A 12589-nucleotide genomic window follows, 5' to 3' on the forward strand; every position below is an offset into this window, starting at 1 on the left:
ATTCTAGTTATCAATTGAAAACCTCATTAGCGCTTAACTATTTTTTTGAAATTCTTCATTAGATTACAAATGGATGAAATAATTCTGCAGTTTATATAATGCATGACTACATGCTTTTGATTTACTAACAGCTTACATAACGAAAATTCCTGTTGTAAATGTCATTGGAAAAAGGCTTTATGAAGAAGGAATGTGGAGGGTAAACATTTATAGCTTGATTTTTATACCTCCGTTTATGACAAAACCGTCAACTGGGGCATAAATATCCCTGAATACAGGGTTGGTAATGCTTCCCGTATAAATGCTGTCAAATTTGGTCTGCCGGGTATCGCTGAAATTCTCAAAGTTTATGAAGATTGAAAAGTGCTCCCATAGCTTTTCTGCCATGAACCCGGTAGTCCAGTAACTTTTGCCCGTAGCGCCATCATTGAGCTTTTGTTTGCTGAAATAATAGGCTTCCAGGCCAATTTTCCACTCATCTTCTATTTCATACATCAGCACATTGTTCAAACGGTGCTTGGAAACAAGTGGATAAGGGATGCTGGTATTTCCTGTGTGCTGATTCACATCGGCCAGGGTATAGCCGATGAACAGCTTAAAGTCACCATAGGTGATCTTGGCGTTGGTCTCCATTCCCTTGGTATCCAGATTGCCGTCTGGTTGTAGATACGTGAGGTTACCTCCGGTTGCAGCGGCTAACAGGATTGGATGGTTGATACGGGTATAAAAAAACATATGGTTGATACTGAACCCTAGGTTACCCTCAAAAAGCGAAGTGCGGTAATTGACATCGTAATTAGCTCCGTAAGAACGCTCCGCTTTTGTATTAGCTACGTCAATGGGTAATACATTCCTGAACTGAATACGCTCTGCATCTTCTGTAAATACAGTAGGTGCCTTATAACCCAGTCCGCCACCTAAGCGGGTTGAAACATGTTCGTTGATCTTCCACAAACCAGAGATTTTCGGTAAAAAAAAGAACCCATACTCATTGTGATAATCTCCGCGTATGCCTGATTCAATACTAAATTTTTCAGATAAATTCCAGGTGTTCTGAACAAAGGCACCAATGGTATTGTAATGATAGTTTCTTAAGACGGTGGCGCTATTCTGGTCTTCCTTAAAATTGTCCGTCAGAAAATTGAGACCCAATACCCAGTCCGCTTTTTCCCCATTCCGCCTATAATTGGCTTCACTATAAGTAGACACCTGTACTCCGGAAAAAAGATAGTTTGGCAGACCGATACTGCGGTCGTAATAGCTTACGGAATTGCGCAGCGTCAGCGTCTGGTTTTCATCTATTTTATGATCCAGTTCGATCTGCGAGCTGTAGCGTCCGGTTTTGTTTTCTTCGAAATAAGTGTGACTTGCACTGCTATTTCCTTTAACGTATTCCAAGTCACCCCCGATCCGCTTTTCTGTGGTGGCATTGATTCCAGCAGACAAGGTGGTCGCCTCATTGAAATAAAAATATAACTTAGGGTTTAAGGTAAAGCGGTTAAACTTAGGTATAGCCGTTAAGCCAATATCAGAAGGATCATAAGCCGTTCCTTTGTTGTAGGCCCCATAAATCGTGATGCCTATTTTATCAAATTTTTGCGCATAAAAGCCGCTTGCATCTAACCCTAGTGCCGAGGTCCCGTTCAGCAGAAAATTGAGCTGACGTTCTTCTGTAGGTTTTTTGGAAACCAGGTTCACAAGTCCGGCAATGGCACCTCCACCATAAAGCGTTGATGACGATCCTTTGATCACTTCAACCTGTTGTAGATCCAGCGGAGCGATCTGCAATAAGCCCAAACCACCCGAGAAGCCGGAATACAACGGAAAACCATCACGGATAAGCTGCGTATATTTTCCATCCAGTCCTTGAATACGTATGGCGGAGTTACCACTGGTAGCGGAAGTTTGCTGCGTTTGTATACCGGTGCTTTCGGCCAGCAGCATTCGGATGTCGCCTGGCTTCATATTTCCTTTTTCATCCAGCTCCTCGCCAGAGATCACCTCCACACGGGTAGGGATATTGTCGATAGTACGGCTGCTCCGGGTAGCGGAAATTATTACTTCTTCCAGTTCTTCGTCCTCTTCGGCTGTTTGCAGTAAAACGGTAACCGGCTCGGTTTCGGCCATTGGAAAGGTTAAAGTGTCAGTTTTAGTTTGAAAGCCTATATAGCTGTATTGTATCATCTGCTGGCCTGAAGTTATTCCGGTAAGTGTTACCGAACCGGTATTGTCAGATATAGATCCGAGGGCCGTACCCAGGACTTTTACGGTCACTCCAGACAGGGCCTGATTTGTTTTTGCATCTTTGATGATCGATTTGTATATATGCTGGGCATAGGCAGCGGCCGTAAACAATAGCGTAGCCAAAAGCACAATTGGTCTTTTCATGATTTGATTTTGTAATACTGATTTCGATAAATAAGCCCATTGAGGACAGTGTGGAATGTGCGAACTTATCAAAACTTAGGCGGCTGCCAGATGGAAAGGGCTATAAGAGGTAGTTCGACTGGTATGTAGGCGGTATTATGCTTTACAGGTTTGATCGGCTTGGCAAAGGTAACTACCGACTGGGTGGTAAATGTGAATCCAATGCAAGTTCCGCATACGTAAAATGGAGAACAATCTCGGGAGCAATCATCCTGTTGCTCGTCGCATTCGTGTTTTTCCTTTTGGATTGTTTTCTCAAGAGCTGAATCAGAACCTTCCAACGCACAGCAAGGTGTGATGGAAAGAGCAACTACAATGAGGGCCAGGAATAATGCTACGAATTTCACCCTGTAAAAATAGGGATTCCAGGTTGAAGATCAAATCTTAAATGATTTTGATATGAATGTGGATTTATTTTATATATGTAGGCCAATCCAACTACCGCTCTGGTGCGAAGCGAAACAAAAATAGGCTTGGAATGTTTATAGAATCAAATATAGCAATAGAAAGATGGTAGCATTTATAATTGGCCTCGTTGTCACAATACTTAGCATTCTCCCACTCCCGAGATACATTATTAAATTTTTCAGTAAGAAAAGGTTTTCGAAACTGTAAAGTTAGCCCTGTATCTGAATAAGATTAAATGGAACCAACGCCATTAATGAAGAGAACCCTGATCGATTCGATGGATAGCCTAAAGAATTTGGATTTCAGGGTACATCTATATAAAAGAAAATAACAGCCAACATTTATGAAACTTATAAAAGGTGATATCACAAAGCTTGAAGTGGATGCTGTTGTAAATGCAGCCAATACTTCCCTACTTGGTGGTGGAGGCGTGGATGGAGCGATACATCGGGCAGGTGGCCCGGCAATACTCGAAGAATGTAAGCGCATACGTGCAAAACAAGGCGGTTGTAAGGTCGGTGATGCTGTCATCACTACAGCTGGTAATCTTCCGGCGAAATTCGTGATCCATACCGTAGGCCCTGTGTGGAACGGAGGCAAGAACAATGAAGAAACATTGCTTGCCTCTGCTTACCGTAGCAGCCTAGCATTGGCACTTGAGCATAAACTCTCATCCATCGCATTTCCTAACATCAGCACGGGTATCTACCGATTTCCCAAAGATCGAGCTGCCGAAATCGCCGTTAATACCGTCAAAGAATTTCTCAGCGCCAATAATGCCGAGATAGAAGTAACTTTTGTATGCTTTGATGATGAAAATTATAGGATTTATAAAGAGCTGATGTAGCTTTTAATGCGGGTTATGGTTATTTGGAAAAAACATTGATGAGGTGAGGCGGTAATTAAACGGAAAACAAGCAACTATTTGAAGAAATAAATGGAAGAGAGTTATGACATCAATTTTTTAAAAATTTCACACAAAGGCAGCTCATCTCACAAATCTGAAATATTGGGCAGCAAATTATGTGGATGCTTTTATTGTCAACAGAGGTATCTACCATCTGAGATTAATGAGTGGATTAATGACATTAACGGCGAAACAGCGATCTGTCCGAAATGTGGCATAGATGCTGTTTTGAGTTCTGAATATCCTATTGAAGATAATAAATTCTTAGACGAAATGAATAGGTATTGGTTTTAGTGGTACGCCTATTCAATAAGCTTAGCAGTCAAAGATACATTAATGGCTCTATACTAATTAATAAGACAAGTTGACAAAACCGAAAATAGTACATCTGTGATATCCGATGAAGTGGTCATCAGTAAAACATATCTCATTCGAGAACAGAATTAATGCTAGATAGCGATTTAACAGAACTTCATGGAGTAACAACAAAACGCTTAAACGAACAAGTCAAAGGCAATATAAACCGCTTTCCGGAAGATTTCATGTTTCAATTGAACGAAAGTGAATGGCAATGTTTGAGGTCGCAAATTGCGACCTCAAACATTGGGCGAGGTGGTAGAGCCTATCTACCCAATAATACGAGGTTATAGCTAAACGATCATTCCATGTGGATCGATTACGAATTTCTTTGCAGCACCTTTGTCGAAATCACTATATCCTCTCACCGAATCCTGTAAGGAAATCACTTCAACATTGACTGCTTGTGCAATCTTTATTTTATCGTAGAGGATAGCGTTCATCAGCTGTCGGTGGTATTTCATGACCGGGCATTGGCCGGTATGAATAGAATGCGACTTGGCCCAGCCCAATCCGATCCGGATACTGAGACTCCCTTTTTTAGCGGCCTCGTCAACAGCACCAGGATCACCGGTCACATACAGACCAGGAATACCCAGTTGTCCACCGGCACGGGTGACTTCCATGATGGAGTTGAGTACGGTAGCCGGTTGTTCGTGTCCACTATCATGGCCATGGCCTTTGGCCTCAAAGCCTACACAGTCAACGGCGCAATCTACTTCGGGCACGCCAACAATCGCTTCGATCTGCTCGGCCAGTGTTGCGTCTTTTTTCAGGTCTATCACCTCACAGCCAAAACTTTTAGCCTGCATGAGCCTTTCGTCGATCATATCCCCGACGATTACCAGAGCCGCTCCGAGCAAATGGCAGGAAGCGGCACAGGCAAGTCCCACCGGACCAGCACCAGCAATATAAACAATGCTTCCCGGTCCCACGCCGGCTGTTACCGCGCCATGGAAACCGGTAGGGAATATATCAGACAGCAAAGTCAGATCTTTGATTTTTGCCATAGCCTGGTCGCTGTCCGGAAATTTCAATAGGTTGAAATCTGCATATGGAACCATGACATACTCTGCCTGCCCGCCAACCCATCCGCCCATATCTACATAACCATAGGCTGCGCCGGGACGGGACGGATTCACATTCAGGCAAATGCCTGTCTGGCCTGCCTTACAATTGCGGCAACGGCCACATGCAATATTAAAAGGGACCGAAACCAGATCGCCGACCTTAATGAACTCGACATCCCGTCCGGCTTCGATTACAAGCCCGGTAATTTCATGGCCAAGTATAAGCCCTTCCGGGGCGGTTGTCCGTCCGCGGACCATATGCTGGTCGCTGCCGCATATATTGGTGGATACTATTTTCAGTATTACGCCGTGCTCACACTTACGGTTACCCAGTGCAAGTTTCGGATATTCTATTTCTCTTACTTCCACCACTCCCGGTTTAATGTAAGCTACCCCATGGTTCTGACACATAAAATTAGATTTTTATTTTTATTTAATTGCATCTGCGCCGGCCTGGGCAACGATATGGTCGTTTTCCACCGAATCGCCGGAAACACCGATAGCACCTAAGATAACACCATCCGAATTTTTGATAAGCACGCCACCGGGAAAAGAAATAAGCCCACCATTTGAATGTTCGATGTTGTAAAGCGGGCCGCCGGGCTGAGACAGTTTACCTATTTCACCGCTGTTCATATTGAAATACCTGGCCGTGCGGGCTTTTCTCTGGGATATGTCAATGGATCCGAGCCATGCATCGTCCATGTGTGCAAATGCGACCAGATTGGTACCGCTATCCACCACTGCAATGTTCATTAAAGTATTGATCTCGATTGCTTTGGCTTTTGCTGCTAAAATAGCAGCTTCTGCCTGTTTTAAGGTAATGTTCATAATTTAGATATTTTAGTATTGGGATATCCCAATACAATATTAGCGGTATGATTCCTGAAGATATGGAACGATCCTATTTTTTAATGGAACGATCCTCTTGAAAATATAGCGGGTTAGCCCACCTTATTATTATTTTTTCTTAATTTTAGAAATAGATATTGGCACGTGCTTAACAGATAAACAAGTTGATCGCCTAAGTTAAGATGAGTACCCTTAAATCAAAAATATGGACCATATTTGCAGACTTGCGCCTATAAACCTGAGTGACAGCACCGCACTGGATACCCTGGTGGAACATAGAAGGGTATTCAATCTGAAACATTGTGAGCTGAATATCTATGAAACTTACCACCAGTGTAGCGATGTAATATTGTCTTATGATGGATTGGTTATTTCCAGCATGATGCGTGGACGAAAAGTTATGTCGCTTGACGGCGATGATGGGTTTGTTTTCCTGCCGGGAGAAAGCGTTATTCTCCCTCAGGGCATTTCGATGAAGGTTGACTTCCCAGATGCGGACCTGAAACATCCGGTACAGTGTGCAACGCTTGCTCTTGATTGGGACATGGTTAACAAAAACCTGGCTTTCCTTAACGAGCATTATCCCAATACCGCCCCCCCTTTCGAATGGAAACTTAATTTCGCACGGTATCATTTTTTTAATAACCGGGAACTGGCAAGCAGTCTCAACAAGCTGATCAGCATTAGCATGGAAGAAAATACAGCCAAGGACGCGTTGGCAGATCTTTCCTTGAAGTTTTTATTACTCAGAATCATCCAGACCCAAAACATGGAAACCATCCATGAGGGACGGGCGAAACAAGATCATCGCTTTATGCCCGCTATACAATATATTCATGACCACCTCACAGAAAAGATTAGCGTGGATACACTTGCAAGGGAGGCATGTATGAGTAAGCCTTCCTTCTTTCAAGCCTTTAAGGAAACCTTTCTTATGTCGCCTTTAGACTACGTTATCCGGCAAAGGATTGAGCTGGCCAAAAAGATCATGGCAGATCCAACCATCACTACCACGGAAGCTTGCTATCAGTCCGGCTTCAATAATCCTAACTATTTTATAAAACTGTTCAAAAGGCTGGAAGGCATTACCCCAAAAATATACCGTGAAGCAAGGTTATAACTCGTGTGTAATTACACATAACCAAAATAAAAAATCATGGATACTAAATTTTTAATATTTCCGGCATTAGAGACCGAACGCTTAAGCCTAAGAAGATTGTCTCTTGCCAATGTCCAGGCACAAATTTAATCGGGTTTAGTCTCCATCTAAGAGGTTTTTTTAAAGTTATGGAAAATTATTTTTTAACGATATTATTCAATTCTGCGTCAAACAATCTCGCGAATTCTTCGGTTGATAAAATGTGATCCTGCTTATGGGAATTTTTGGCCAGACTATATCCCCATTCGGTAGCAGCCTTTCTTTGATGGGGTGTACCATGGTGCGAATCGACCGCAAAATCGCAATCACCTGTATTAAAAAAGACTTCAGCAACTTGTTGCACATCATTTGACTGCATAGCTGCTCCACTAGCGTGCGCCAAAAAGTATGCGGCATAGGCATCTGCCATTAATTCGATACGGCGGGAGGTTTTTGGGATTAGTTTCATACCCGTTTTTAAGATCCCCAAATCATATTGAATGTGGTGCCCGAACTCATGAGCCAGAATTGCTTGCGGAGCATTATCTCCATAACCAAGTGCAGCGAAACCCTGTAATAATCCGTCGCCAATAATAATTTTAGCCGGAATTTGACCAACATTAGCAATGGTTGTATCGGGTATAGCAAATTGATTAAAAGTAAAAGCGGGATGGTCTCCATTGAGGAACTGCGGATACTTTTTAAGTAAAGTGGCTATCGAGTCGGCGTAGTGGTTTGCTTTGTCATCACTATAGCCGTAAACGCTTTTGTACATTTCAAAAACTTTACTCCGATCTTGCAGCATAGAACCATGCGATGCAACCTTGATGACGTTAATGGACCCGATATTCCAAAAGCGTTTCAGATCTTTGAAGGTTTTATTAACCTGATCGGTATATTCACCATTAACTCCAAAATATTGGTTTTCAGCACTGTTTTCAAAATGCAATGCGTAAAAATTAGCCAGGTTTGACATTTGTAGCTCCTCACTGGCTGCAATGATAGTTGGCTCTTTACCCCAATTAACAAACTGTTGAAAAAGCCAGAGACGTAGAGGGGGCGTATCGCAGAGACTGGGCTCCTCTTCGGCTAAATCCGGGGCAGCGGGAAGATCATCTGTTTTTCTACAGCCGGAAAATAAAATAAAACAGGTTGCAATAGTTGTGGTGAGGATATTAATCTTTTTCATAGGATATTTGCCGTTCATAACGATTGTGAGAGTAAATAGAATGTATATAAAATCATGGGACTTTTAGTTATGGATATTTGGAGTAGTATTTCGTGTGTTGAATTCATGTTTAGACTACAAATGTAAACTACCACTGACATCTTACTGTCAGCAATCGGGCGAAGTGATCAAATTCAGATTTGAAGTGGCAAAACCATACCTTGAATAGCAAAGTGGTGGTCACGAAGGATAATATACCACCCGTCTCTAAACCGCCGAAATTGACGACAAATGCGAAGATTGAAGGTAACGACCTTCGTAATCCGGTTCAACAGAAAGGAATAGAAAATCCATTAGATCGTTCTTATAGCACAAATCTAGTGATCATGCCCAGGTTCCCAAATCAGACGAAGGAAACTGCTCAATTTTTCTCCTTCAGAAACGATTGGGATGCCGGTCACTATTCCTATCAGCATGTTATCTGCAATACTTACTCTTAATTGCGGGCGTGCGACCATGCTGAAATCTTTGGCGGCAAATTCTTTATTAACCTCTAATCCAACGAAGTTTCTTGTTTGGGGAACCATAAAATGGAAGCTGGTATTCACCTCGTAATTACTTTTCCATTCTTTCTCATTAAACATCTTTTCTACGCGGGGTCCTGTATAAACCAGGCTATGAAAGTTGCTTCCCAATCTCTTGGCGACAACTAAAAAGGGATTGAAAAGGTTTCCTCCGATAAAGGGTTCTTTACCGTAACTTTCAATATCCGCCAGTATAATTTCATTGATATACCCCAAAGCAAAACTAGACCTATACTTTTCGGAAACGAGAAATGTCCATTGGATTGCGCTTTTAACGCTCTCTATTCTGGACGATGGAGCGTCATTTGTTCCATTCTGACTGGCGTAATAAGTGAAAGGAACTTCAAATTCCACTCCTAATCTATTTGCGGGAGCAAATTCATATTCTACCAGTGCGTGATAACTATCATATTTCTTATTATCTGTTAGTCCAAAACCAAAGTTCCATTCTTTTTCGCCTTTTCTCGCGCCTAAATCCCGAATCAGATCAATGTATAAGGGCTCAGCATGTTCAATCTTCACGGGTTGACTACCCTCCTCTTGAGCAAAAGTATTTATGCAGGAAAAAAAAGCGGTAATATAAACAAAAAAGGAGTGGCGTGGCATAAACGTTATCTACAGGTCGTGATCAAATCTATATTCTGCTGCCAAATATAGAAATCTGAATCTAAACCATGCTTTTATAAGCCAAACATTAGAAAACTCTAATATATAAAGGTTTTTTCAATGAAATATTTGCAAAAAAATGGCCGTCGACCCCATGCTCAACAACCCCTGCATTTAAAGGCCAAGCATTTGTTAGACAACGGCCGTGTAATGGATGCCTGCAAAGTGCTGTTGATGTAGCTTTTACATCCTGTTACTTCCAGCGGGAGAGATCCCATAGCATATTTATCTGCGCCACATCTAAAATACAGGCAACGGTTATTTTTCTTCCAGATCAGCAATGATTATTTTTTTCATTTTCATCACTGCCTTAAAGGCATATTTCTGCTTTGCCTTGTCCTTATCTGACTCCAGTTCAAAATATCGCTCCGGTACTATTTGCCAGGAAAGTCCGTACTTGTCTTTCAGCCAGCCGCAGGGACCTTCGCTACCTCCATCGGCAGTGAGCGCTTCCCAGTAATAATCTACTTCAGCCTGGTCTTTACAGTGCACCACAAATGAAACCGCCTCCGTGAATTTGAACATTGGTCCGGCTGCTAATAGCTGGAAATCCATTCCCAGGATATGAATAGTAGCGGTATCAAAATCACCTCCAGCGTCGGGTTCGTTTTTAAAAGCTTTGTGTGATATCAGTCTGCCGTCTTTGAAAACGGACAAATAATATTCTGCCGCTTTTTTAGCATCATTTTCTAACCATAAACATGGAGTTATTGTTTGCTTTGCCATTTCTTTTTGATTTTAATTGTTTTTGTATAATTTATCGATTACTAATTGATTTCATTTCAATATTTCCATTTAGCATCATTTTCTTTCAAATCGTTTACCCGATACTCAGCTATTTTTTTAATGAGTTCGATTGGTAAGGGCTCATCATACTGGAATTGAATGCTGTCCTTATTAGTTGTATAGTTTGCCAACTCCTTCAGGAAAGGTTGCATTGCAGGTGCTGTAGGAAAAAAATTCAGATGATTTTTGAATGCTGCATACGAAAACAGAATTCGGTTTTCGACAAACGCGGGATATCCCCATTTCAATTCTTCTGAAGCATTTGGCGCTACTTCTTTTAATATGGTCCGAATTTCCTTCAACTTCTGCTGTGCGTTTTCGGACGCAGCGCTGATGTATTCGTCTATGTTGCTTGGCTTCGCATTCGGTTTCATAATGTTGTTTTTTAAACCATTAATCTCTATAACAAAGATGCAAAGACTATTTAGTAATTGTGATGTGCATTAATGACAACAAAGAGGGTGATTTACGACAAAATTTATTTTACGGTTGTATTTATTATGCCAATACATCAGTGGGTGCTTATGATCAACGGTGTGAATTGCCTTCTCTTTTGGTGGCTTATTCACTCCAAGGTGAGTGCAAGATGCAATCGCAGAAATTTTTTCTTTTGAAGTTGGGTATCATAAAGGCACAGACATCGGCTTTTATATTACCAAATGTTGTTTCGGTTTTATGCTCAAATCCACCAAAAAAAGTAGGAATGATTTTTTGTTTGAAATCATTTCTTGGAAAGGCTTTAACAATTTCTTCCCGATGTTCAGTGGTCAAATGTTCGTAACCTTCTCCCATAACGTCTAATCCTACTCCTGAATACATCAAGGCTACTTCATTTTCTTTATGCTCTGCAATGCCAATAGTGGTATGCAAAGCAATGGTATCCCAAACCAATTGGAGCTTTTCTTTTGCCACTCCATGGCTTCTCAAGAAATCCCTTGCGGCGTTGGCTCCGTCCACTTCAAAGCGGAAGTTTTCACTACTATAATGTGATACAAGACCCAAATCGTGAAACACAGAGGCCACATACAGCAATTCTGTATCATGAGCCAAATTATTACGTTGTGCGTTTAACGAAGAGAATAAGAAAACACGCAGGGAATGGTTGTAGATAAATTCTGTGCCATGTTCCAACAAAAGCTCTGTAGCTTGTGTAGCAATTTTGCTGTCCGGGATAATAATGCCGGCTACTTTTTTTAAACGATTTACTGCCATAATGAAAATATTTTTCTACAAAATTATTCTCATTATGGGTCTTCGAGAATATCAATAGATACGTTTAGGATGTCAAAATTTACATTACATTCCGATGCTGATAAATTGATCGCGGTAATCAGCCGGAGATATTTTTGTATTCTTCTTAAAGAAATGGCTGAACTGCTCTGGGGTATTAAAGTTAAGTTCGTAAGCTATTTCTTTCACGGGATTGGAACTGAACTGTAGACACCGCTTTGCTTCGGCTACGATCTGTCCGCTGATAACTTCTTTTGCAGTTATACCACAGCATCTTTTGCAAAGTTCACTAAGCCTACGAGCCGTGATGCTCAACATTTCGGCATAGTCATTTACTGAATGACAGATACGATACTGGGTACTAAGCAACTCCATAAATTTTCTGTATAGTATATAATCCTGACTATCGAAAGTGGCTTCTTCCGTAATTTTCACATTTGCCAGTTTAATCATTATGATTTTAAGATAGGCCGCCACTGCATCCATTTAATTAATGTACTGTGGTGATTTATATTCACGTAATAACGTGTTGAACAAAAAAGAAAATTCATTCATTTCCAGATCATTAAGCTGCAACTGTTGATTAGTTGTGGTATTATTAAATAATACTGCTTTACAATTGCTGGCACTCATAGGTGTTTTATCCCAAAAACAATCTCCGAAAGAAACGACATACCCGGTAATCATGGAGGAATTTTCAAACTTATAAATCTGCCCTTTGGACATTAAGAAAATTTTGTGGCTTCTTACATCAAATGAAGTATTATCGATATTTAACGTACCTACACCATTTTCCAGCAATATTATACGATGATAGCTAAGTCTGTTGGAAAACGTTGTGTCAACAACACATTTTTCGACCCGCTCAATTGAAAAAGAATTAGGGATAATCGGTTCTGTAAAAATCTCTCTCACTGATTTCATTGAATTGGACTTTTTGCAAAGATAAAAAACATAAGTTTTTATTTGCTAGATTGAAGGCCACAATTAACGTGT

13 protein-coding genes are annotated in these 12589 nt (G+C 41.2%); 3 read left to right on the plus strand and 10 right to left on the minus strand.

The genetic code is table 11. From position 1 onward, the window contains the following. Positions 1-207 precede the first annotated feature (207 nt). Positions 208-2388, minus strand: a complete 2181-nt coding sequence (locus BMY50_RS05530) for a TonB-dependent receptor (RefSeq protein ID WP_093319888.1) — start codon at positions 2386-2388, stop codon at positions 208-210. Between the two features lie 790 nt (positions 2389-3178). Here BMY50_RS05530 and BMY50_RS05540 point away from each other — a divergent pair. Both BMY50_RS05540 and BMY50_RS05550 read left to right on the plus strand, forming a co-directional pair. After that, complete coding sequence (locus BMY50_RS05540; protein ID WP_093319894.1) at positions 3179-3682, plus strand: O-acetyl-ADP-ribose deacetylase; 504 nt, start codon at positions 3179-3181, stop codon at positions 3680-3682. Between the two features lie 506 nt (positions 3683-4188). Then, positions 4189-4392 carry an ORF6N domain-containing protein gene (locus BMY50_RS05550; protein WP_093319901.1) on the plus strand — a complete coding sequence of 68 codons (204 nt, stop codon included), beginning with the start codon at positions 4189-4191 and terminating at the stop codon, positions 4390-4392. On the opposite strand, the gene fdhA is transcribed toward BMY50_RS05550, so the two are convergent. Together fdhA and BMY50_RS05560 are read right to left on the minus strand one after the other, a co-directional pair. Continuing rightward, positions 4393-5580: a formaldehyde dehydrogenase, glutathione-independent gene (gene fdhA / locus BMY50_RS05555; protein WP_093319905.1), complete on the minus strand. Its 1188-nt coding sequence runs from the start codon at positions 5578-5580 to the stop codon at positions 4393-4395. An 18-nt stretch (positions 5581-5598) separates the two neighbouring features. Beyond that, a complete protein-coding gene (locus tag BMY50_RS05560) occupies positions 5599-6000 on the minus strand; it encodes a GlcG/HbpS family heme-binding protein (RefSeq protein ID WP_093319908.1) in 402 nt (133 codons plus the stop codon). Between the two features lie 226 nt (positions 6001-6226). Between BMY50_RS05560 and BMY50_RS05565 the strand changes: the two genes are divergently transcribed. Next, positions 6227-7141 carry a helix-turn-helix domain-containing protein gene (locus BMY50_RS05565; protein ID WP_093319911.1) on the plus strand — a complete coding sequence of 305 codons (915 nt, stop codon included), beginning with the start codon at positions 6227-6229 and terminating at the stop codon, positions 7139-7141. Positions 7142-7316: 175 nt separating this feature from the next. On the opposite strand, the gene BMY50_RS05570 is transcribed toward BMY50_RS05565, so the two are convergent. The 7 genes from BMY50_RS05570 to BMY50_RS05600 all read right to left on the minus strand — a co-directional run bounded on the left by BMY50_RS05570 (position 7317) and on the right by BMY50_RS05600 (position 12517). Then, positions 7317-8348: a hypothetical protein gene (locus BMY50_RS05570; protein ID WP_139202212.1), complete on the minus strand. Its 1032-nt coding sequence runs from the start codon at positions 8346-8348 to the stop codon at positions 7317-7319. Positions 8349-8704: 356 nt separating this feature from the next. Continuing rightward, positions 8705-9517 (minus strand): HAEPLYID family protein, encoded by an 813-nt coding sequence (locus BMY50_RS05575; protein WP_202907743.1) that lies wholly within the window; start codon positions 9515-9517, stop codon positions 8705-8707. A 318-nt stretch (positions 9518-9835) separates the two neighbouring features. After that, on the minus strand, positions 9836-10303 hold the full coding sequence (locus BMY50_RS05580) for a VOC family protein (RefSeq protein ID WP_093319919.1): 468 nt from the start codon (positions 10301-10303) through the stop codon (positions 9836-9838). A gap of 56 nt (positions 10304-10359) precedes the next feature. Next, complete coding sequence (locus BMY50_RS05585) at positions 10360-10737, minus strand: iron chaperone (protein ID WP_093319924.1); 378 nt, start codon at positions 10735-10737, stop codon at positions 10360-10362. Positions 10738-10924: 187 nt separating this feature from the next. Beyond that, complete coding sequence (locus tag BMY50_RS05590; protein WP_093319929.1) at positions 10925-11575, minus strand: HD domain-containing protein; 651 nt, start codon at positions 11573-11575, stop codon at positions 10925-10927. An 84-nt stretch (positions 11576-11659) separates the two neighbouring features. After that, positions 11660-12046: a helix-turn-helix domain-containing protein gene (locus BMY50_RS05595; RefSeq protein ID WP_162276540.1), complete on the minus strand. Its 387-nt coding sequence runs from the start codon at positions 12044-12046 to the stop codon at positions 11660-11662. Positions 12047-12079: 33 nt separating this feature from the next. Beyond that, positions 12080-12517 carry a hypothetical protein gene (locus tag BMY50_RS05600; RefSeq protein WP_093319936.1) on the minus strand — a complete coding sequence of 146 codons (438 nt, stop codon included), beginning with the start codon at positions 12515-12517 and terminating at the stop codon, positions 12080-12082. Between the last annotated feature and the right edge of the window lie 72 nt (positions 12518-12589).

The organism is Olivibacter domesticus (assembly GCF_900109575.1).
GTDB classification, from domain to species: Bacteria; Bacteroidota; Bacteroidia; order Sphingobacteriales; family Sphingobacteriaceae; genus Olivibacter; species Olivibacter domesticus.